This window comes from Xanthomonas sp. 60, assembly GCF_011761925.1.
Genome location: NZ_JAASQW010000003.1, coordinates 485,809 through 508,738, shown reverse-complemented (window position 1 = coordinate 508,738; position 22,930 = coordinate 485,809). Strand labels below are relative to the sequence as shown.

The following is a 22,930-nucleotide window of genomic DNA, read 5'->3' as shown; positions in this document are numbered from 1 at the left end:
GCCTCAGGTATCGGTCGGGCGCGTCTGGCGCAGGAAATGCCCGGTGACCAGCCACGCGCCCAGCCAGCCGACCAGCACGATGCACAGCAGCACGATGGACGAGTGCAGCAGGTCCAGCCCCTTGAGCACGAACGGGCTGCCATAGCTCTGCAAAAGCGCGGCCAGCGGTGCGCGCAGCGCCGTGCCTGCCGCGGCGATCAGGCCCAGCGCCAGCAGCCCGGAGCCCAGTCCGTACCACGCGCCCAGATAGACGAACGGGCGGCGGATGAAGCCATCGCTGGCACCCAGCAGCTGCAGCACGCCAATTTCCTCGCGGCGGGCCTGGATGTCCAGCCGGACCGTGTTGCCGACCACCAGCACCGCCCCGATGCCCAGCAGCACCGAAAGCACCTGCACCAGCCGCGCACCGAAGGCCAGCCACGCATCCAGGCGCGTGCGCCACTGCGCGTCGTGCTGCACCAGGTCGGCCTGCGGCAGCGTTTCCAGCGCGCGTGCGAGGCGGGCATCGTCACTGCCGGCGTCGGGCGTGACCACCAGCAGGCTCGGCAATGGATTGTCCTGCAGCGCGTCGATGGCTTCCCCCAGGCCGGCATGTTCGCGCAGTTCGGCCAGCCCCGCGTCCGGGGTCTGCAGCTTCACCGCGGCCACGTCATCGCGGCTGCGCAACTGCACGGCCAGTGCTTCGGCCCCGGCCACATCCACCGTGTCTTTCAGGAACACGTTGATCTCGCGCGACTGCTGCACGCTGCCAGTGAAATGCTTGACGTTGTCCAGCGCGATCGACAGCCCCAGCGGCAGGGCCAGTGCAAGCGCCATCACGGTGATGGTCAGCAGCGTGGCCCAGGGCTTGCGCCACGCACGGCCGAGGCTGAAGACCACGCTGTGCATGTGGTGCTGCCACCAGATCGCCACGCGCGAGGGCGCGGCCGCGGCGGTGTTGGCCGGCTTTTCGGCCGGTCCGGGAGGGGTCATGGAGGTCGTCACTCGGCCAGATCCTGCGGCGAAATGTCATCCAGCAGGCGGCCATGGTCAAGGATCAGCACGCGCTTGCGCATGCGCCGCAGCAGGGCCAGGTCATGGCTGACCACCAGCACGCTGGTGCCGCGCGAGGGCAGCTCGGCGAACAGGGCCATGATCTCCGCGGCCAGGGTGGGATCGAGGTTGCCGGTCGGTTCGTCTGCCACCAGCAGCTTGGGTTCACCCACGATCGCACGGGCGATCCCCACGCGCTGCTGTTCACCGGCGGACAGCTGGGAGGGCAGTGCCTTCTCGCGATGGCCCAGCCCCATGCGCTCGAGCACCGAACGCACGCGCTTGCCGATGTCGGCGCGCCGCGTGCCGCGCAGAATCAACGGCAGCGCCACGTTCTCGGCGATGCTGCGGTCGGTCAGCAGGCGGTGGTCCTGGTAGACCGCGCCGACGGCACGGCGGTGGCGCGGAACATCACCGCCGCGCACCTTCAGCAGGTTGCGCTCGTCAAACACCACGGTGCCCCGGCTGGGCCGCTCATCGAGATGGATCAGCTTGAGCAGCGTGCTCTTGCCGGCACCGGAGTGGCCGGTGACGAACAGCATCTCGCCCTGGGCCACCTCGAAACTGACGTCGACCAGGGCCTCATGGCCGCCGGCATAGTGTTTGCTGACATTGTCGAACCGCAGAACGCTCATCTCCCGATTATGCAGGAGAGCGGGCGGTTTGGTCGCCTCGGGCGGTGCCCGGCGGTCCCCATGGAACAGCCGCCCGTCGTCACATCGAATCACTACGCCGGGCCGAGGCATCATCGGCCGGGCGGTGCCCGGCGCGATGACGGCAGCCGCGCGCGTTACGTGCCAGCGAGCATGCGACGGATCTTGCGGCCGATGCGGGTCAGGAACGAGTCGCTGGGATCGGTACGCACCGGGCGGGCCACCACCTGCACAGGTGCGCCAGGCGAGGTCGAAGCGGCGCTCGGCGCAGTCGAAGCCGAAGCCGTGGCCTGCGCGCCTTCCACGGCCTGGGCGCCGTCCACCGGCCGCCCGTTGCGACGGCGGCGACGCTTGCGCGGCTTGCGCTCCGAATCCTGCAGCTGCCCGGCGATCGGCGTGGCGTCTACCGGCGCCTGCGCTGCCACGGCGTCCGCCGCCGGCGCCAGCGCGGCATCGGCAACGACCGCAACGGCCTCGCCCTCCACGCGCGGCTTGCGCGGCGGACGTGGGCGACGCTCGCCGGAACGCTCGCTGCGGCCACCGGACGGCTTGCCGCCGCGGCCACCACCACGACGCTCTTCCTCGGCCGCACGCGCTTCACGGGCCTCGCGGAAAATCTGGCTGACGCTCTCGCTTTCCTCGCCCTCTTCACCCGGCGCCGCCGGCGCACGCTCCGGACGCGGCAACGGGTTCAACAGTTCAGCGGTCACCGCTTCAACCGGAATCTTCTGCTCGATGTACGCCTCGATGTCCGGCAGGCCCATCGCATAGCGCTCGCAGGCGAAGCTGATCGCATCGCCCTCTTCGCCCAGGCGTGCGGTACGACCGATGCGGTGCACGTAATCTTCCGCATCGAACGGCAGATCGTAGTTGTAGACGTACTTGATGCCATCGATGTGCAGGCCACGCGCGGCCACGTCGGTGGCCACGAGGATCTCCAGCTGGCCCTTCTGGAAGCGGTTGAGCAGGCTCTCGCGCTTCTTCTGCGGCACATCGCCGGAGAGCACGCCGACACGGTAGCCGGCACGTTCCAGCGCGCGCGCCACGCGTTCGACGAACACCTTGGTATTGACGAACACCATCGTGCGCGCGCCTTCGCTGCGCGAGAGCAGGCCCAGCAGCAGCGGCAGCTTCTCTTCGTCGGCCGGGAAGTACATGCGCTGGCGCACGCGGGCGGCGGTGATGAACTCGCTCTCCACCACCATCTTCTGCGGCTCGTTCATGTGGTCATACGCCAGCTCCAGCACGCGGTGGCTCAGCGTGGCGCTGAACAGCAGCGTCTGGCGCGTGGTGCGCTCGGGCATGCGGCGCAGCAGGAAGCGGATGTCCTTGATGAAACCGAGGTCGAACATGCGGTCGGCTTCGTCCAGCACGCAGATCTCGCAGGCATGCAGCGAAACCACCTTGTGCTGCTTGACGTAGTCGATCAGGCGGCCCGGCGTGGCGATGATCACGTCCACGCCCTGCTGCAGCAGTTCACGCTGCTTGTCATAGTCCACGCCGCCGTAGACCAGCGCGAACCGCAGGCCCAGCTCGGAACCCAGCTTCACCGCATCCTTGTGGATCTGGATGGCCAGTTCGCGGGTAGGCGCCAGGATCAGGGCGCGCGGGTCTTCCGGCTTGCGGTCGGCCAGCGCGGGGCGGCTCAGCAGGCGGTTGGCCACCGCCACCAGGAAGGCCAGCGTCTTGCCGGTGCCGGTCTGGGCCTGGCCGGCGACATCGCCGCCCGCCAGGGCGACCGGCAGCGTCATCGCCTGGATTGGCGTGCAGCGGGTGAATCCGGCTCCTTCCAGACCGGCTTGCAGCGCCGGATGCAGATCGAAGGAGGAGAAGGTCAAATCGGTCAGCGGTTTGTCGCTCATGTGTCCGTCTTGGTATGGCCACCGGCCTGCGGGCGGGAGGCACTGCGTCATCAGGGGATCCGTCGCAAACTGCGGCCCCTGCGGCGGGTCGGCGCGCCGGGACCCGTGGGTCACCGTGCGCCGCTCAATGGCGCAGTTTACCGCAACCTTGCACCCAAACCGGAAGGAGCGTCGCAACCACCCCTGAGAAGGGAGGGCCGGACCCTTCATCCCGCGCTCCGGCGCCTGAACGCCCGGACCACCCTCGATGGGAACGGCCGGCCTGCGCCCGCATGCTTGGAACAGTCCCGCGCAGCACGCTGGGTTCCAGCCATCCTCTATGCCGATCCGGCGTTACAGGTAAACTGCGGCCCAGGCGTCCAGGCATCCGGCCTAACGCACCGCGGAAGGAACTGCGAGGACGACGAGGGGCGTTCCCCCGGGCACGGCCCAGTTCACCCACCTCCGGCTACGGCCGGGTGCAACAGAAGACGAGAACCCAAGATGAGCGACAAGGTTGTACACGTCAGCACGGCTGACTTCCAAAGCACCGTACTCGACTCGAAGGAGCCTGTGCTGGTTGATTTCTGGGCCGAGTGGTGTGGTCCGTGCAAGATGATCGCGCCGGCGCTGGACGAACTGGCCGACGCTTATGCAGGGCGCGCGCGGATCGTCAAGGTCAACGTGGACCATGAGCGCGAGCTGGCAGTCAGGTACCACGTGCGCTCCATCCCCTACCTGGTCGTCTTCAAGGGCGGCGAGAAGGTTGGCGAGCAGATCGGTGCCGTCGGCAAGGCACAGCTGGCAGGCCTGCTGGACAAGGCGCTGGCCTGACCCGCCCGGGCGCGGCAGCCGTCGATGCGGCTGCCAGCGCACCCTGCGGGCGCGTGAATCCCTTGCGCGGCAGGGCTTGCACGCCGCCGCACGGCAGTGCTAGTGTCGGCATATCCGGTACGCGTTCGTGTGCCGCACCCTCTGGACGCCGTTCACTCCAGACCCCTTTCCCTTCGTTCGCCGCCCCAGCCGGGCGCTCGCACCTTCAAGCGAGGAATAACGCTCTTGTCCGATACCACTCCTGAAACCGGCAGCGCCGACGCGCCCGCCGAAAAGCGCGTGCGCAAGCCACGCGTCGCCAAAGCGGCCGCACCCGCCGCTGCCGAGACCAGCGCTCCGGCGCAACCGAACCTGCCCTTGGCCGCCGCGCATGATGCGCCGGCGCCGGCGCGCAGCGACGCCACACCGGCCCCCGTCCAGCGCGATGCCGGCCCGCGTGACGGAGGTGAGTCCGCCGCAGCGTCGTCGTCTGGCGCGCCGTCCGTCGAGACCTCCGCGCAGAATGGCGAAAGCCGTCCGCAGAACCCGCAGAACGGCAATGGCCAGAACGGCCAGAACGGCCAGAACGGCAGTCCTTATAACAAGGACGCCGGCCGGGGCGAGCAGCAGGGCCAGGGTAATCGCCGTGACCGCTTCCGCAACCGCCGCGACCGTGACCGTGACCGTCAGGGCCGTGGTGGCCGCGACGACGGCATGCCGCAGGACAACCACGAACAGCAGCCCTTCGTGCGCACCACGCAGCCGAACGTGCCGGAAGGATTCCCGGTCTATTCGCTGAGCGACCTCAAGCGCATGCCGGCGCAGAAGCTGCTGGAAATCGCCGAACAGCTGCAGATCTCCGAAGGCGTGGCACGTGCCCGCAAGCAGGATGTGATCTTCGCGCTGCTGAAGGTGCTGACCCGCCACGGTGACGGCGTCGCCGCCGACGGCGTGCTGGAAATCCTGCCCGACGGCTTCGGTTTCCTGCGTGCCGCCGAAGCCAGCTACCTCGCCGGTCCGGACGACACATACATCTCGCCCAGCCAGATCCGCCGCTTCAACCTGCGCACCGGCGATCATCTTTCCGGCCGCATCCGCTTCCCCAAGGACGGCGAGCGTTACTTCGCACTGTCCATCGTGGACACCATCAACGGTGAGCCGCTGGAAGCATCGAAGAACAAGGTGCTGTTCGAGAACCTCACCGCCCTGTTCCCGCGCAAGCGCTTCACCCTGGAACGTGGCAACGGGTCATCGGAAGACATCACCGGCCGCATCCTCGATCTGATGGCACCGCAGGGCAAGGGTCAGCGTTCGCTGATCGTCTCCCAGCCCAAGGCCGGCAAGACGATGATGATGCAGCAGGTGGCCACGGCCATCACCACCAACCATCCGGACGTGCACCTGATCGTGCTGCTGATCGACGAGCGCCCGGAAGAAGTGACCGAAATGCAGCGCACCGTGCGCGGCGAAGTCATCAGCTCGACCTTCGATGAGCCGGCCGCGCGCCACGTGCAGGTGGCCGAAATGGTGATCGAGCGGGCCAAGCGCCTGGTCGAACACAAGAAGGACGTGGTGATCCTGCTGGACTCGATCACCCGCCTGGCGCGTGCCTACAACAACGTCGTGCCGAGTTCGGGCAAGGTGCTGACCGGTGGTGTGGATGCCAACGCGCTGCACCGTCCGAAGCGCTTCTTCGGTGCCGCGCGCAACGTGGAGGAAGGCGGCAGCCTGACCATCATCGCCACCGCGCTGGTCGACACCGGCTCGAAGATGGACGAGGTGATCTACGAAGAGTTCAAGGGCACCGGCAACAGCGAAGTGCACCTGAGCCGTCGCATCTCTGAAAAGCGCGTGTTCCCGGCCATCGACATCAACCGCTCCGGTACCCGCCGCGAAGACCTGCTGATCGAGCCGGAACTGCTGCAGAAGATCTGGATCCTGCGCAAGCTGCTGCATCCGATGGATGAAATGGCCGCGATGGAGTTCCTGCTCGACAAGATGAAGAACACCAAGTCCAACGACGAGTTCTTCGGTTCGATGAAGCGGTAACGCCAGCGAACCGTGGTGTAAAAGAGGCCTCCGGTGATCCGGGGGCCTTTTTTCTGCCGCCGGTGATGCGCGGTACTGCTCCGCGCACGCATGACGCAGACTGCGGTATGGTCCGGGGCACTGTGATTTCCGCCGAGCCCCATGCCCCTGCCTGCCCCCTGCCGCACCGTCCTCGCCCTTCTGCTCGTGGGGGTGCCTGCCGCGTCCAGTGCGCAGGATGGGCACACCCTGTTCGCCGATGTCACCGCCACCCACGTCCCCGCCGATGACGCGCTGCATGCGCTGGACGGAGCCCTGCTGGACGCCGATGGCGATGGCGACCTGGATGTGGCCGTCGCCGTGGAGAACGGGCCCAACCGGCTGTATCGCAACGAGGGCGGTGGGCGGCTGGTCTTCGTGGCCGATGTGTTCGGCACGGCGTCCGGTGACCATGAGCATGCGCGTGTTGCAGACTTTGATCGCGATGGCCACATGGACGTGCTGTTCATCGCCGAGGACACCGAGCAGCACGCGCTGTTCCTCGGCCGAGGCGACGGCACGTTCCAGCCGGCAGGCGATCGGTTGCCAGCCACCAGCCAGGCCAACGGCGTGGCCGTTGGCGATGTCGATGGGGACGGCCTGCCGGACATCGTCATCGGCAACACCACCGAAGGGCGTGACGGTCCGGCGCAGCCTTTCCTGTGGCTCAACGACGCGCGCCGTCCCGGCCACTTCGTCGATGCCACCGGCAGCCACCTGCCCTCCATCGATGTGCAGGCCCAGGGCGTGCTGCTGGCCGACCTCGACGGCGATGGCGACCTGGACATGGTGATCGCCAGCCAGGATCCGGTGAACCGGCTGCTGCTCAACGACGGCACCGGGCGCTTCACCGATGCCACCGCGCGGCTCGGCCCGCAGCTGCCAACCGAGACGCGCGAAGTCCACGCGCTGGATGTCGATGCGGACGGCCGGCTGGACCTGGTGTTCTTCAACCTCACCAGCAACAACCAGGCCTGGGACAAGGATCCGCAGACCCGCCTGCTGATCAACCAGGGCCAGGCGCGGTTCAAGGATGAAACTCAGGCGCGGCTGCCGAAGCACCGCTTCTCGAGCTGGGGCGGCAGCGTGATCGATTTCAACGGGGACGGCGCGATGGACCTGGTGGTGGGCGCGATCGAGGTACCGGGCTTCGTGCCGCTGCAGGTGCAGGCGTGGCAGAACGATGGCCGCGGCTACTTCCGCGATGTCACCGCGACGGTGATGCCGGCGCAGACGGTGGGGCGCAGCTGGAGCATGGCGCAGGGCGATATCGACGGTGACGGCACGCCGGATCTGTTCATTGGCGGCTGGCAGTCCCAGGCCAGGCTGCTGCTGGGGCGACACGCGCAGTGACGGGCGGCTGGACGTCTTGATCCGGCCTGCGCGGTCCGCCTGCCAGACTGGACCCACCCGATCGGCTGGAACGTGGCGATGATGACGAAATGGAAGCTGGCGCTGCAACGGGTGACGCGACGCATGTGGTTCCGCGCGACCCTGTACTGCCTGCTCGGGATCGCCACCGCCCTGGCCGGCGCGTTCCTCAAATTCCTGATTCCCGAAGGCTTGGCCGCACGCATCGGCGCGGACTCGGTGGGCAACATCCTCGCCATCCTGGCGGCCTCGATGCTGACAGTCACCACCTTCGCGCTGTCCACCATGGTGTCCGCCTACAGCTCGGCATCCAACAGCGCCACGCCCCGCGCCGCGCGGCTGCTGATCGAGGACAGCCGCACCCAGGGCGCGCTGGCGACCTTCATCGGCGCCTTCCTGTTCTCGATCGTCGGCCTGATCGCATTGAGCACCGGACTCTACGGTGACAGTGGCCGGCTGGTCCTGTTCGGCGCCACCATCGCGGTCATCGCGGTGATCACGGTGACACTGCTGCGGGCCATCGAGCAGCTGTCCCGCTTCGGGCGGCTGGGCGAAACCATCGAACTTGTCGAGCGCGCCACCCTGCGTGCCATGCAGCAGCGGGCCAGGGATCCGCTGCTGGGCTGCCGCGCCTGCGCGGACACCCTGCCCGAGGACCTGGCCCGTCTGGTTGCCGAAGATGTGGGCCATGTGGAGCACATCGACACCGCGCGCCTGCAGGACCTCGCCGAGGCACACGATCTGCAGATCCACGTGCTCTGCCAGCCGGGCACGTTCGCCACCGCCGCGCGCCCGCTGCTGGGCGTGGAAGGCCAGGCCGATGAAACGGTGCGGGCGGACCTGCTGGAATGCTTCACGCTCGGTGACGGGCGCCGCATCGAGAACGACCCCCGTTTCGGCCTGGTCGTACTCTCGGAGATCGCGCTCCGCTCGCTGTCCCGTGCGGTCAACGATCCCGGCACGTGCATCGAAGTGCTCGGCCGCGGGGTGCGCCTGCTGACGGGCTGGAGCCATGCGCTGCAGGGTGCGCCCGAGCCGGACGTGCGGTTCGCACGGGTCCACCTGGCCGCACTGCGCGTGGAAGACTTCTTCGAGGATTTCTTCGCACCCATCGCGCGCGACAGCGGCAGTACCGTGGAAATCCACATCAAGCTGCAGAAAGGGTATGCCGCGCTGGGCCGCGCACCGTCGGCGGCGCTGCGCCGCACGGCGCTTGCCTACGCCCGCCAGGCACTGGCCAGGGCGATGGCGCAGGTCAGCTTCGAAGCGGACCGTGAGGCGATCCGCACGGTCGCAGCGCAGGAGAACGGCGTCGGTGTGGAAAGCATGTGCGCCGGCCCGGGGCCTGCCAGCGTGCGACCGGCCTCCCCGGCATAATGGAGCGCCCCCACACGCTCCGGGATTTTCATGCGCGCGCTGCTGCTGCTGGTTGCCCTGCTGGTCCCGTCGCTGTCATCGGCCAACCCTGCCGCACAGGTGCAGGTCCAGGAGGGCGACCTGTTGTTCGTCACGGCGGCGCGTACCGGGCTCAGCGGTGCGATCAACGAAGCCACCGCGCGCGCGGACGCGCCCAGTTTCGATCACGTCGGGATGGTGGCCTTGGCCGAAGGCGGTGCAACGGTACTGCATGCAGACACGCAGGGTTCGCGCGAGCAGCCGCTGCCCACGTTCCTCGGCGAGGCCCGTGAGCGCGGCCGCCGGGTCATCGCGTACCGGCTGGTGCCGGCACAGCGCGCAGCCATTCCGGAAGCCATCGCCACGGCACGCACGCTGCTGGGCAAGCCGTACAACGCCACCTACGTGCAGTCCGACGACAGCCTCTACTGCTCGGATCTGATCGAACGTGCGTTCCGCGCGAAGGCGGTGTTCGCGCTGCAGCCGATGAACTTCCGCAATCAGAAGACCGGTCAGATGCCAGCGTACTGGACAGAGTTCTTCGCCCGCCACGGCATGCCGGTGCCGCAGGGTGCCCCGGGCACCAACCCCAACGACATGGCCGCCTCGCCGGTACTGGAACGCGTCGGCGAACTGCGCTGAAGCGCCCGTCCAGGGCCCGCCCCTAGGCGCCGGGGGCCACGGCGTGGCAAGGTTGCGCGGCTGGGCCGTGCCGGTGTGCCCGGCGGCCCCATCGCCGCGTCCCAGGGAGGATGTCCCGCACCATGCGTAGTCGAATCGAGGATGTCGCTGCGGCGGCCGGCGTTTCCATCAAGACCGTCTCGCGCGTGCTCAACAAGGAGCCCAACGTCCGCGAGGAGACCCAGAGCCGCGTGCTGGCGGCCGTGCAGCGACTCGGGTACAAGCCGAACCCTTCCGCGCGCAGCCTGGCCGGACAGCGCTCCTACGCGCTGGCACTGGCCTACAACAATCCCTCGCGCAACTACCTGATGGAGATCCAGAGCGGCACCCTGGACGCCTGCCATGCCAACCATTACAACCTGCTGCTGGCGCCGGTGGGCATCGGTCGCCACGCCCTGCCCGACCTCGCCGCGCTGTTCGAGAACTCCCGCCCGGACGGCGTAGTGCTCATTCCTCCGCTTACGGATGACCCGGTGGTGATCGGCTACCTGCACGATCATGGCATCCCGTTCGCGTGCATCGCCCCGCGCGAGGTGGGCCATCACATCGGCGTGCGCATGGACGAGACCACCGCAGTCGTGGAAATGATGCGCCATCTCATTGCGCTGGGACATGCGCGGATCGCGCACATCAAGGGTCCGCGCACGCACGGGGCCTGCCAATGGCGCCTGGCCGGCTACCGCGCGGCACTGCGCGAGGCGGGCCTGCCCTACCATCCCGCGCTGGTGGTCAGCGGCCAGTTCTCCTTCGAGTCCGGCCTCACCGCCGCACGCCAGCTGCTCGATCTGTCCGAGCCCCCGACCGCGATCTTCGCCGCCAACGATGACATGGCCGCGGCCGTGTTCCGGGTCGCCGGCGAACGCGGCCTGCGGATCCCGCGTGATCTGTCGGTGTGCGGCTTCGATGACACGCCCATCGCCAGCCACATCTTCCCGGCGCTCACCACCGTGCGCCAGCCAACGGCCGACATGGGACGACTGGCCACCCAGCAGTTGATCGACCGCGTGCGCGTGCGCAGTGCCGGGGCGATGATCACCGTCGAGCACGCGGTCCTGGTGCGCGAGTCGACCGCCGCGCCACGCCGTCGCTGACCGCCGCTGCGCGCTCCTGCCCGCCGATTGTCGAGCGCTGTCAGCCAACGATGACATCCGCCGCGCAGAATCGTTGCGCAACGCAGCACGAAAGACGCTAGCGCCTGCTCGCGGGCATGGCCCTGTTGCCGCGCGCATCCCGTTGCGCCAACAGGCTTTTCCCGTGCCTGCAGGGTTCCTCGCTGCGTTCATCCGAGCCCCAGGCGACGGCACCGGCCGGCCGCAGATGTCCGTTTGTTGACAACGCTGTCAACGATGGAACCAAATCGCATCCGTCACGCAGCTGGACCGCTGCGACCGCACCGCAACCGCCGTCTTTCGATTTCCCTGGGGAGGGATTCGCAATGAGGAAGTACAAGGCTGTACCCCGCAAGACACTGCTCACCTCCGCGCTGCTCGCGGCCATCGCCGGCCCGGCCTGGGCGCAGGACGCGGCCACCGCCGCGCCCGCCGATCCGGCGACCCTGGACACCGTGCAGGTGACCGGTATCCGCGGCAGCCTGGAATCCTCCATGAACCTCAAGCGCGACAGCCAGGGCGTGGTCGACGGCATCGTGGCCGAGGATATCGGCAAGTTCCCGGACACCAACCTCGCCGAGTCGCTGCAGCGCATCAGCGGCGTCTCCATCGACCGCACCTCCAGCGGCGAAGGCTCCAAGGTGACCGTGCGCGGCATCGGCCCGGACTACAACCTGGTGCTGCTCAACGGCCGCCAGATGCCGGCGTCCAACCTCGGCAACGGCGGCGGCGGACTGTCCGGCTCGCGCTCGTTCGATTTCGCCAACATCGCCTCCGAATCGATTTCGGCAGTGGAGGTCTACAAGACCACCCGGGCCGACAACCCCACCGGTGGCATCGGTGCGACCATCAACATCAAGACCCTGCGCCCGCTCGAAGCGGCGCCGGTGGTCAGCCTGGGCATGAAGGCGGTGCATGACACCTCCAACGACAACGTGCCGCGCACGCTGCAGGGCTCCAATGTCACCGGTGAGCTGTCGGGCATCTTCAGCCAGACCTACGCGGATGGCCGCTTCGGCGTGGCCCTGAGTGCCAGCCACCAGGAGCGTGATTCGGGCTTCAACCAGGCCACCGTGGCCGAAGGCTGGGCGACGCTGCGCGGTGATGACACCAGCGACTGGCGCGCCCTGCCGCAGCCGGGCACCGGCTACTCGGACCGCATCACCAACCGCCCCGGTGCCGAGGACATCTACGGCCGTCCGCAGAACACCGCCTACAACGTCAACGCCGTGCAGCGCCAGCGCACCAACGGCCAGGCCACGCTGCAGTGGAAGCCGCTGGACAACGTCACCACCACGCTGGATTACACCTATGTCGAGAACAAGGTGCAGCAGCAGCGCAGCGAACTGTCGGTGTGGTTCAACTACGGCCCCGGCGACAGCACTTGGACCGACGGCCCGATCGCCGCACCCATCGTGTACAGCGAGGATGTGGTCAACGGCGACGTGGCCATGGGCGGCATGAAGCTGGCCACCAAGAACAGCATGGAATCGGTGGGCTTCAACGTCGACTGGGAAGTCAACGACGCGCTGGACATGTCCTTCGACTACCACCGCGCCAGCGCCGAATCGCAGCCGGATGGCCCGTACGGTTCGGCCGGCGTGCTCGGCGTGGCGGCGTACGTGCGCGGCAAGACCACGGTGGATTACAGCGGTGACCTGCCGATCATCAACATCGCCCTTCCGCCAGGGGGGGTGCAGGCCTCCGATGCGCTGGTCACCGGCTCGGTGTTCCAGAACAGCTACAACAAGTCCGAAGTGGAACAGCTGCAGGCCAAGGGCGTGTTCCGCTTCGCTGATTATTCCGCGCTCGACTTCGGCGTGGGCCACACCCAGGTGGACAACCGTTCGGCCGCGGCGATCCAGCAGCGCGACAGCTGGGGCGGCGTCGGTACGCCGGCCGACTACGATGACAGCATCTGGTACGCCGATGACATGGGCAAGTACTTCAAGGCGTTCTCCGGGCACAACGATCCACGCCTGACCGGCCAGTTCCTGGTGTTCGATTTCGACCGCCTGCGTGACCGTGCCGCGCAGGTCGCCAACGGCGTCGAGCCGGCCTGCCCGACCTGCTACGTGGCCCCTACCGAGTACTCCGAAGACATCCGGACCAGCGAGAAATCCAAGAGCGCCTACCTGCAGTACCGCACCACCTTCGACTGGAACATGCCGCTGCACGTGGCCGCAGGCGTGCGCTACGAGCAGACCGACGTGGAATCCACGGCCCTGGTGCGGGTGCCGACGTCGATCAGCTGGAACTCGCTCAACGAGTTCAACATCACCTACGCTGACGACGGGGCCTTCATCGGCGGGAAAGGCAAGTACGATTACGTGCTGCCCAACGTCGACCTGAAGCTGGACATCAACGACTCGCTGGCGCTGCGCGGCAGCTACAGCCGCAGTCTGGGCCGTCCGGGCTGGACGCAGATCGAGAGCGGGCAGCGCCTGGACAACATCGTGCGCACGCAGGGCGGTACCGGCTCGCGCGGCAATCCGGCGCTGGAGCCGCTGCTGTCGGACAACTTCGACCTGTCCCTGGAGTGGTACTACGGCGATGCCAGCTACGCCTCGGTCGGTTTCTTCCGCAAGAACATCAAGAACTTCATCAGCAACACCATCGCCCGGGAGGATGCCGGCAGCCTGCACACACCGGTGGGCGGCGCGTACTGGAACGAGGCGCTGGCGGCTGGCTGCGTCACCACCGACACCGTATGCATCCGCAACTACATCTTCAGCAACCACGCCGGCGACCCGGGCGTGATCTCCACCGGCGTCAATTCGGCCGGCCAGCAGACCGGCAGCATCGTCGGCCAGCCGGGTGACCCGATCGCCGGGTTCGACATCACCCTGCCGGCCAACCAGCGCTCGGACCATCTCCAGGGCTGGGAAGTGGCGGTGCAGCACCTGTTCGGCGAGTCCGGCTTCGGCGTGGCGGCGAACTACACGAAGGTGAAGTCCGGGCTGACCTTCGACAACCGCAGCCTGGGCGACCAATACCCGATGATCGGCCTGAGCGATTCCGCCAATGCGGTGCTGTTCTATGACAAGAACGCATGGCAGATCCGTGCGGCCTACAACTGGCGCGACAAGTTCCTCAACGGCATCGGCGGCCAGGGTCCCAACCCGAACTACACCGAAGCCTACGGCCAGCTCGATCTGAACATCAGCTACGCGGTGACCGAGCAGCTGACGCTGAGCGTGGAAGCGATCAACCTGACCGACGAAACGATGCGTACCTACGCACGCCACAGCAACATGCTGCGGTATGCCACCCAGACCGGCCCGCGTTACATGTTCGGTGTGCGCTACAAGTTCTGAGGAGCTGATGCGCCTGCCCCTGCCCCGCCCCATCGACGAGGTCCATCTTGCGGATCCCGCGGCCCTGCCTGCCGCGCTCCGTACGTGGACCACGCCGAAGGTGGTGCGGGGGCTGACCGCCGGGTGGCCACTGGTCCAGGCCGCCCGGCACGCCGACACCGCAGCGGTGGCGTATCTCAAGCGTTTCGACCACGGTGCCCTGCCGGTCACCGCCACCACGGCGGCGCCCGCTGCGCAGGGACGGGTGTTCTACAACGAGGACATGAGCGGCTTCAATTTCCGCCGCGAACAGGTCCCCCTGCGCGTGGTGCTCGATACCCTGCTCAAGTACCGCGACGACCCGGATGCACCGACGATCTACGTGGCCTCCACCACGCTGGAAACATACCTGCCCGGCCTGAGTGCGGAGAACCCGCTGGAGCTGGGACAGCCCGAGCCGCTGGGCAGCATCTGGATCGGCAACCGGTCGCGCATCGCCGCCCACCACGATGTCCCGGACAACCTGGCCTGCGTGGCCGCCGGCCGGCGCCGGGTCACCCTGTTCCCTCCGGAGCAGGTCGGCAACCTGTACGTCGGGCCGCTGGACTTCACCCCGGCCGGCCAGGCGGTCAGCCTGGTGGACTTCGCCTCACCCGACCTGCAGCGCTTTCCCCGCTTCGCGCAGGCCATGCAGCAGGCCCAGGGCGCGGTGCTGGAACCGGGCGACGCGGTGTTCATCCCGTCGCTGTGGTGGCACCACATGGAGGGGCTGGAGCCCTTCAACATCCTCGTCAACTACTGGTGGCGGCAGGTCGAGGCATGGCGCGACGCGCCCATGAACGCCTTGATGCTGGCCCTGCTGGCGGTGCGTGACCTGCCCGCGGAGCAGCGCGCGGGCTGGGAGGCGATGTTCCGCCATTACGTGTTCGAGGCCGACGACGCCACGGCGGCGCACGTTCCGGTGTCGGCACGCGGCGTACTGGGCACCCTGGATGCGTCCTCGGCCGCCCATCTGCGCAGCATCCTGCGGCAGCGCCTGGACCGCTGAGCCTGCTGGCGGTGTCCAGCCGGTGCGGGGACCCGCGCACCGGCACGTGGTTTTGGCCATAATGCGTGCCGCAGTCCCCTTCCCCGTGAGCCTTCCAGCGCGCGGTCCCCGTCCGCGCTGCCGTTCCATCCCTACCGATGGCGGCCGCTGCCCTCGTCCGACGATCCGCCTGCATGCGTACGCCGTCTTCCCGCCTGAACCTGGGCACGCTGATCCTCGCCCTGGGCCTGCTGAGCACGCTGCTTGCCCTGGGCAATGCGCTGGCCGCCAGTTATCGCGTGCAACGCGAGCAGCTGATCGGCAACACGCTCGAGTCCAACCGGGTGTATGCCAACAAGCTGGCCGAAACCACGCAGAACTTCCTGCTCAGCGCCCAGCAGCAGCTGGCCTACTCGGCGCTGCAGCTGGGCCGGGACGGCATCGCGGAAGCGGACGCGCAGGCCGAGGCCAGCCGCCTGCAACTGCAGACCAACAGCTTCAATTCGGTGCTGGTGGTGGACCTCGGTGGCCGGGTACTGGCGACCTCGCCGCAGACGCTGCACCTGAAGGACGTCACGCTGCGCAGCGCAGGCAACCGCGAAGCGCTGAAGCGTCGCGCGCCGATGGTGAGCGACCCGTATGACTCTGCCACCGGCAGGCTCCTGATCGCGCTGTCCCACCCGATCTTCAACGCAGACGGCACCTACCTCGGCTACGTCAGCGGCACTATCTACCTGCGCGAGCGCAGCATCCTGCAGACCCTGCTCGGCACGCACTTCTACCGCGACGGTTCGTACCTGTACGTGGTGGACCGCCAGGGTCGCCTGCTCTACCACCTCGACGACGCACGCGTGGGCGAGAAGGTGGACGGCAATGCCGTGATCGATGCAGTCACGCAGGGCCACCGCGGCGCGCAACAGGTACTCAACAGCAAGGGCATCTCGATGCTGGCCGGGTATGCGCCGGTCCCGGCCACCGGCTGGGGCATCATCGCCCAGCGCTCCACCGCGGCTACGCTCAAACCGCTGTCGCAGGTGATGTCCTCGGTGATCTGGCATGCCATCCCACTGGCGCTGCTCTCACTGCTGGTGACGTGGTGGTTCGCACGGCGCATCTCGCTGCCGCTGTGGCAGCTGGCGCGCAATGTCCAGGAAGGCGATACCCGTCGCACCCTCGCCGATGTCGATGGCATCCGCGCGTGGTACTTCGAGGTGGCCCAGTTGAAGCAGGCCGTGGTGTCCAGCTTCACCCTGCTGCAGGAGCGCATCGGCAGCCTCAACCGGGCAAGCCGCACCGATCCGCTGACCGGACTGCTTAACCGGCGCGGGTTGCAGCAGGCCCTGGAAACCTGGCGCGTGCAGGGGCTCTCGTTCGCCATCGTGGCCATGGACATCGACCGCTTCAAACGCATCAACGACGCGTACGGGCACGGCGCGGGCGACCGGGTGATCGTGCACATCGCCGAGCAGATGCGGCGCTGGTCGCGCGAGGGCGATGTGCTGTGCCGCAATGGCGGCGAGGAGTTCCTGCTGCTGTTGCCCACCACCGATGCCGAGGTGGCCCTGCAGATCGCCGAACGGCTGCGTGCGCACATCTCGACGGCGCCGATGCCGGAGGTGGGCACGGTGACGGTCTCCGTCGGCGTGGCCCACTACCCCACCTTCGATGCAGACCCCGAGCAGGCGCTGCGCATGGCGGACAAGGCGCTGTACATGGCCAAGGAACAGGGCCGCGACCGCACCGTGGTCTACCCGTACCGCTGACGCCGGCGGTGGACCGGCATCAGCGCAACGTCGATCAGCCCCCCACCGGCGTGAGCAGCTTCGGGCCCTTCTGCACGCCGGCGAGGAAGACACCCCTGTCGGGCAGCAGGTCGGTCTGCGAGGCATCCTCGAAACCAGGGACGTGCCACGGCGCCTGCTGGCGCGGCCCGGGGATATAGGCGGTCCACTGGCCGTACCGCTTGTCACCGCGGGGATCGGAGGTGTCCAGGTAGAAGTTGACCGGGATGCGCACGACCCATGATTCATCGTCCTTGGCCGGCCCTTCGATCGGGACGCGGAACGACCAGCGGCGTGCTGCCGCCACCGACGCCTTGCTCAGGATGTCACGCATGCGCTGCATGCTGCGCTCGTCGCCGGCGACTCTCAGGTCCACCCGCTCGCTGATGACGTCGTCGGTCTTCCCCTCGCGATTGATCTTCACCAGCAGCATCACTTCGCCCGCAGCACCTGCGTCGTACGCGGCAGAGGGATAGGCCGGAGGCGTCATCCGCCGGACGCCGACCTCGGTAGGATCATTCCCGTCGTACTTACGGAACCCGGCGTTTTCCAGCACCATTTCCAGACCGCCATCGTCTGTCCGCTTCCCGTTGAGCAGCAGGCGCATGGGCGAGGTGGCCGGGACGGCCTTGCCATCCACGCGCCCGGGCTCGAAGCGCCAGCCGCTGATGATCGGCCGCAGATACGCCTGCACGTAGTCCGGGACCTTCTCCTGCTGGTCCAGACGATAACCCTCCACCGTCCCTTCAGCGGAAATGTCCACGCTGCCGGTCAGCAGCATGTTCGCCTGCGCGGTGGCCCGCACGGCGCGGGCATTGCCCTGGGCAGCCGCGCCGGAAGGAAGCACGGCCCCTGTGCCCAGTGCCAGTGCAACGGCGAGAAAAATCGAACGCTTCATCATCAACAACTCCCTGTCATCGAAGCGCCAGCGTAGCGTGGCACCTGTCCCGGCGCCAGTCAGGCCAGCCGCTGCTGCGCGGTATAGGGTGGGACGTCGGCGACCGTCCCGGCGGCAAACCCGGCCTGCAGGCCACGCCACCATGCCGGATCGAACAGATGACCGAAGTGTTCGCGCACGGCCGCCAGCTCGGCCGCGGGCAATCCCATGAACGGCCCGAAGCGCGCGGGAAACACATCCAGTGGACCGACATGGAACCACGGCTCATCAGCCATGGCCTCCTCCTCGTTGCGTGGCGCCGGCCAGTCCCGGAACACACACTCGCTGACGCGGCTGACTTCGTCGTAGTCGTAGAACACCGCGCGGCCGTGGCGCGACACCCCGAAATTCTTCGGCAGCATGTCGCCCGGGAAGATGTTGCTGCGGGCCATGTCCGTGATCGCCTGGGCATAATCGAGCACCGCCGCGCGCACGGCCTCCGGCCCCTGCTCACGCAGGTACAGATCGAGCGGCCGCAGCCGCCGCTGCACGTAGCACAGCGCGATCTCCACGTCCCCCTCGACCAGGCGCACGCTCTGCGAGCACTCGCCGGTCAGCTCCTCCAGCAGGGCCGGGGTGAAGCGTGCGGCGGGAAACCGCAGGTGCCGGTAAGGCTGCGCATCGAGCAGGCGGCCGACACGATCCAGGTTGAACACCAGCGTGTACTTTTCCTCCACCTGTTGGCGGGAGACGGCCTTCGGCCATGCGAACCGGTCCCGGATCAGCTTGAAGACCAGCGGGTAGCTGGGCAGGGTGAACACCGCCATGACCATGCCCGGGGTGCCCTCGGCGCGTACGAGCTGCTCGCTCGGCACGTCGCGGAAGTGGCTGAAGAACGTGCGGTAACGCTCGGTCTTGCCCTGCTTCGCCCGTCCCAGCACGGTGTACAGCTCGTCCACCGGCTTGCCCGGCAGCAGGCTGCGCAGGAACACCACCGCATCACCGACGGTTGCGAGATCAGCCTGGAAATAGCTGCGCGAAACACCGAACAGATGCGCCACGTCGCGCCGCCGGGTGAGCACCGCGTCCGCGCGCAGGCCCGCCGCGTCGTGGGTCAGCGCGATCACGCAGGGTGAGAACCGATGCTCTCCGAAGACCCGGCCCACCAGGTACGCGCGTCGTTCGCGGTAGAACACGGTATCGAGCAGTTCGATGCTGCGCACCGGCTGCGGGCCCCAATGCGCCAGGTCGTCCTGCAGGCGCACCGCGATCGCGGCCGCGCAGCGCAGCGGGTGGGCATACGGCACGGCGAACCGGTAATCGCCGAGCACCCGCATGAAGGCCTCGCTCGGCCGCAGGGCGGACACGGTGTAGGTGCGGCGTGCGACCGGATGCGTGACGGCATCACTGGGCTCCACATCGAAGGCGACGAACTCGATGGCAGGATCCACCCCGCGCGTAGCGAACAGACGCCGCGTAAGGGTATTGAAGAACGTCTTGCACAGCGCCGCATCGATGCGCCCCTCCAGGCAGCGCGCGAACGCCAACCGCACCGGGTGCCACGCGTCGTGGCGCCGCAGGGAGGCGCCGAACCCGGCCTGCAGCGTCTCCAGGGTGGCGGCAATGCAGCGGTCATACAGTGCGATGCGCTCGACCGCATCGTCCTGTGCCTGCAGCCACTGCTGCCGCTCGAAACGCGGCTTCGCACGGCGGGTGATCGCCGCAAAGCGTGCGTGGTAATCATCGAACGCCGCCAGCACGCGCTCGGCCACGTCCCGCGCGTCTACCGAGCCGGTCCCTGCGTGCGACATGAGCAAACCCGGAAGGCGGAGGGAGCTCCACGATACGATGCCGCCGCGCTGGCGGCCAGATGCACAGAGGCCCGCACGATGGCGGGCCCCTGTGTAAATCCTGCACGCCGGTGGATCAGGCCTGCAGCTGCTCCAGCGCCGCGTTGAGCGTGGCGCTCGGGCGCATCGCCGCGGCCACCTTGGACAGGTCGGGACGGTAGTACCCGCCGATGTCCACGGCCGTGCCCTGCACCGCGACCAGTTCCTCGACGATCTTCTGCTCGTTCTCGGTCAGCGCCTTGGCCAGCGGAGCGAACTTCGCCTTCAGGGTGGCATCTTCCTCCTGCGCCGCCAGCGCCTGCGCCCAGTACAGGGTCAGGTAGAAATGGCTGCCGCGGTTGTCGATGCCGCCGAGCTTGCGCGAGGGCGACTTGTCGTTGTCCAGGAACTGCCCGTTGGCTTCATCCAGCGCCTTGGCCAGTACCCGGGCCGCCGCATTGTCGTAACGGTTGCCGAGGTGTTCCAGCGAGGCGGCCAGGGCCAGGAATTCACCCAGCGAATCCCAGCGCAGGTAGTTCTCTTCAACGAACTGCTGGACGTGCTTGGGTGCCGAGCCACCTGCACCGGTCTCGAACAGGCCGCCGCCGGCCATCAGCGGCACGATGGAAAGCATCTTCGCGCTGGTGCCCAGCTCCATGATCGGGAACAGATCGGTGAGGTAATCGCGCAGCACGTTGCCGGTCACCGAGATGGTGTCCTCGCCCTTGCGGATGCGATCCAGCGAGAACGCGGTCGCTTCCACCGGCGGCAGGATGCGGATGTCCAGGCCGCTGGTGTCGTGGTCCTTCAGGTACTGCTCGACCTTGGCGATGACCTGCGCGTCGTGGGCGCGCGCGGCGTCCAGCCAGAACACGGCCGGGGTGCTGCTCAGGCGGGCGCGTTCGACGGCCAGCTTCACCCAGTCCTGGATCGGGGCGTCCTTGGTCTGGCACATGCGCCAGATGTCACCGGCTTCCACGGCGTGCTCGAACACCACCGCGCCGCTTTCATCGGTGACCTTGACCACGCCGTCGGCGGCGATCTGGAAGGTCTTGTCGTGCGAACCGTATTCTTCGGCCTTCTGCGCCATCAGGCCGACGTTGGGTACCGAGCCCATCTTCGCCGGATCGAACGCACCATGGGTGCGGCAGTCATCGATGACCGCCTGGTACACACCGGCATAGCAGCGGTCCGGGATGACCGCCTTGGTGTCCTGCAGCTTGCCTTCGGCATTCCACATCTTGCCGGAGTCGCGGATCATCGCCGGCATGGAGGCATCGACGATGACGTCGCTGGGCACGTGCAGGTTGGTGATGCCCTTGTCCGAGTTCACCATCGCCACGCCCGGGCGCTGCGCGTACTCGGCCTTCAGGTCGGCCTCGATGGCGCTGCGGGTGGCTTCGGGCAGCGACGGCAGCCGCGCGGCCAGGTCGCCGATACCGTTGTTGGCATCGAAACCGGCCTGCTGCAGCACATCGGCATGCTTGGTGAGCACGTCCTTGTAGAACTCGTTGACCGCCACGCCGAACATGATCGGGTCGGAGACCTTCATCATGGTCGCCTTGAGGTGCAGCGAGAAGAGCACGTCCTTCGCCCTGGCATCCTCGATCTGTGCCTGGATGAAGGCGGCCAGCGCCTTGCGGCTCATCACGGCGGCATCCACGATCTCCCCGGCCTTGACCGCGGTCTTTTCCTTCAGCACCGAGGTGCTGCCGTCCGTGCCGTGCAGGGTGATCTTCAGGCTGCCGGCGGTGGCCAGGGTCGCTGATTTTTCGCTGCCGTAGAAATCACCCGATTCCATGTGCGCGACGTGCGACTTCGATTCGCTCGACCAGGCGCCCATGCGGTGCGGGTGCTTGCGCGCGTAGTTCTTCACCGAAAGCGGTGCGCGGCGGTCCGAGTTGCCTTCGCGCAGGACCGGATTGACCGCACTGCCCTTGACCCTGTCGTAGCGCGCCTTGATCTGGCGCTGCGCGTCGTCGGCCGGGTTCTCCGGATAATCCGGCAGGTCGTGGCCCTGCTGCTGCAGCTCGGCGATGGCTGCCTTCAACTGCGGCACCGAAGCGGAGATGTTGGGCAGCTTGATGATGTTGGCTTCCGGCGTGGTCGCCAGCTGGCCCAGCTCGGCGAGGTCATCGTTGACCTTCGCGCCGTCCTTCAGACGCTCCGGGAACAGCGACAGGATGCGGCCGGAGAGGGAAATGTCACGGGTTTCCACGGCGATGCCTGCCGTGGCGGTGAACGCACTGACGACCGGCAGCAACGACTGCGTGGCCAGGAAGGGGGCTTCGTCGGTCAGCGTGTAGAGGATCTTGGGTGTGTTCGACATGGGGGTCCAGGAATCTGCGGCAGTTTTTCGAGGGAAGTCCGGCGCGGGCGCCGAAGCATGTGCAACCTTGTCGCTTTCCCCACTGCCCTGCGGCCTGCAGTGCGGAAGGGGAATCCATCGCATTGTCGCGTTTTCGCGCCTGTGGGGCAAAGACGGACCGTACGCGCCGGTACTGCCGACAGCACCGCGCCCTCCGGTGTCGTGAACCACTCTGGCGTTGTCGGGCCCGTTGGATTAGTGGTACCGCACACCCTGATGGAGCGCCTGGTATGTGGACACCCGCAAGGATTGGACTGATCGCAGCAATGGCCGGCCTGGGCGCCGTGGGTACAACGCACGCGGCGGCGCCACCAGCACCCCTCACGATCGTGCCTGGACCCGTCGTGGCTACCCAGAAACTGCATTACCGGAAGCTGTACGAGGCCAAGCCGTTTCCGGAAGCCACGATCACCTATCACGCCGATGGCACCTACCACATCATCTCCGAAGGCGAGGATCATGCGGGCGTTTACGTCCTGCAGGGAGCGTTCACAGACCAGACCTACACGGTCCGCTACATCTCGCTTCCTTCGCCGGACTGGGGCAACCGCACGGCGTTCCACCAGCTGACCTTCGTCGCCGGCGAGGATGCGCGGTCCGGTGTGTTCATCCAGAATGCGATCACCGATACCGGCGAAGCCATCGCACAGCAGAATGGCCGTTACGAAACGACGATCGTGGCCTCCCCCGTCGTGCCCTGACAGCGCACCGGGCTGGCTTGGACGGCCAAGGAAACGGACGCCGCCCGGCGGCGGCGCCCGGAATGGACGCAGGCGACGTCTGCCTGACA

Annotated in this window: 16 protein-coding genes; 10 read left to right on the top strand and 6 right to left on the bottom strand. The window is 67.6% G+C overall.

The annotated features are described in order from the left end of the window. Window positions 1-3: 3 nt before the first annotated feature. The 3 genes from ftsX to rhlB all read right to left on the bottom strand — a co-directional run bounded on the left by ftsX (window position 4) and on the right by rhlB (window position 3,547). On the bottom strand, window positions 4-972 hold the full coding sequence (gene ftsX, locus FHY09_RS09215) for a permease-like cell division protein FtsX (protein ID WP_166926599.1): 969 nt from the start codon (window positions 970-972) through the stop codon (window positions 4-6). A gap of 8 nt (window positions 973-980) precedes the next feature. Next, window positions 981-1,667, bottom strand: a complete 687-nt coding sequence (gene ftsE / locus FHY09_RS09210; RefSeq protein WP_166926365.1) for a cell division ATP-binding protein FtsE — start codon at window positions 1,665-1,667, stop codon at window positions 981-983. A gap of 155 nt (window positions 1,668-1,822) precedes the next feature. After that, on the bottom strand, window positions 1,823-3,547 hold the full coding sequence (rhlB, locus tag FHY09_RS09205) for an ATP-dependent RNA helicase RhlB (RefSeq protein WP_166926362.1): 1,725 nt from the start codon (window positions 3,545-3,547) through the stop codon (window positions 1,823-1,825). A 483-nt stretch (window positions 3,548-4,030) separates the two neighbouring features. On the opposite strand from rhlB, the gene trxA reads away from it, so the two are divergent. From trxA to FHY09_RS09160, 9 genes are all read left to right on the top strand, one after another. Next, on the top strand, window positions 4,031-4,360 hold the full coding sequence (gene trxA / locus FHY09_RS09200) for a thioredoxin (protein ID WP_166926360.1): 330 nt from the start codon (window positions 4,031-4,033) through the stop codon (window positions 4,358-4,360). Window positions 4,361-4,585: 225 nt separating this feature from the next. Continuing rightward, window positions 4,586-6,388, top strand: coding sequence for a transcription termination factor Rho (gene rho / locus FHY09_RS09195; protein ID WP_166926358.1), 1,803 nt, complete (start codon window positions 4,586-4,588; stop codon window positions 6,386-6,388). Window positions 6,389-6,529: 141 nt separating this feature from the next. Then, window positions 6,530-7,759 (top strand): FG-GAP repeat domain-containing protein, encoded by a 1,230-nt coding sequence (locus FHY09_RS09190; RefSeq protein ID WP_166926356.1) that lies wholly within the window; start codon window positions 6,530-6,532, stop codon window positions 7,757-7,759. A 78-nt stretch (window positions 7,760-7,837) separates the two neighbouring features. After that, the gene (locus FHY09_RS09185; protein ID WP_166926354.1) at window positions 7,838-9,154 is read left to right on the top strand and encodes a DUF2254 domain-containing protein; all 1,317 of its coding nucleotides are present in this window, start codon (window positions 7,838-7,840) and stop codon (window positions 9,152-9,154) included. A gap of 30 nt (window positions 9,155-9,184) precedes the next feature. Then, complete coding sequence (locus FHY09_RS09180; RefSeq protein ID WP_166926352.1) at window positions 9,185-9,814, top strand: YiiX/YebB-like N1pC/P60 family cysteine hydrolase; 630 nt, start codon at window positions 9,185-9,187, stop codon at window positions 9,812-9,814. A gap of 122 nt (window positions 9,815-9,936) precedes the next feature. Next, window positions 9,937-10,944: a LacI family DNA-binding transcriptional regulator gene (locus tag FHY09_RS09175; protein ID WP_166926350.1), complete on the top strand. Its 1,008-nt coding sequence runs from the start codon at window positions 9,937-9,939 to the stop codon at window positions 10,942-10,944. Between the two features lie 344 nt (window positions 10,945-11,288). Beyond that, the gene (locus FHY09_RS09170; RefSeq protein ID WP_166926348.1) at window positions 11,289-14,279 is read left to right on the top strand and encodes a TonB-dependent receptor; all 2,991 of its coding nucleotides are present in this window, start codon (window positions 11,289-11,291) and stop codon (window positions 14,277-14,279) included. 7 nt (window positions 14,280-14,286) lie between these two features. Next, window positions 14,287-15,306, top strand: coding sequence for a cupin-like domain-containing protein (locus FHY09_RS09165; protein WP_456362754.1), 1,020 nt, complete (start codon window positions 14,287-14,289; stop codon window positions 15,304-15,306). 173 nt (window positions 15,307-15,479) lie between these two features. Next, window positions 15,480-17,048 carry a sensor domain-containing diguanylate cyclase gene (locus tag FHY09_RS09160; RefSeq protein ID WP_166926346.1) on the top strand — a complete coding sequence of 523 codons (1,569 nt, stop codon included), beginning with the start codon at window positions 15,480-15,482 and terminating at the stop codon, window positions 17,046-17,048. 34 nt (window positions 17,049-17,082) lie between these two features. On the opposite strand, the gene FHY09_RS09155 is transcribed toward FHY09_RS09160, so the two are convergent. The 3 genes from FHY09_RS09155 to FHY09_RS09145 all read right to left on the bottom strand — a co-directional run bounded on the left by FHY09_RS09155 (window position 17,083) and on the right by FHY09_RS09145 (window position 22,101). Then, the gene (locus tag FHY09_RS09155; protein ID WP_166926344.1) at window positions 17,083-17,964 is read right to left on the bottom strand and encodes an energy transducer TonB; all 882 of its coding nucleotides are present in this window, start codon (window positions 17,962-17,964) and stop codon (window positions 17,083-17,085) included. A 59-nt stretch (window positions 17,965-18,023) separates the two neighbouring features. Beyond that, a complete protein-coding gene (aceK, locus tag FHY09_RS09150) occupies window positions 18,024-19,754 on the bottom strand; it encodes a bifunctional isocitrate dehydrogenase kinase/phosphatase (RefSeq protein ID WP_166926342.1) in 1,731 nt (576 codons plus the stop codon). Window positions 19,755-19,869: 115 nt separating this feature from the next. Then, entirely contained in the window at window positions 19,870-22,101 is a 2,232-nt protein-coding gene (locus tag FHY09_RS09145) for an NADP-dependent isocitrate dehydrogenase (RefSeq protein WP_166926340.1), read from the bottom strand. A gap of 305 nt (window positions 22,102-22,406) precedes the next feature. Between FHY09_RS09145 and FHY09_RS09140 the strand changes: the two genes are divergently transcribed. Next, window positions 22,407-22,841 (top strand): hypothetical protein, encoded by a 435-nt coding sequence (locus FHY09_RS09140; protein ID WP_456362766.1) that lies wholly within the window; start codon window positions 22,407-22,409, stop codon window positions 22,839-22,841. Window positions 22,842-22,930: the final 89 nt, after the last annotated feature.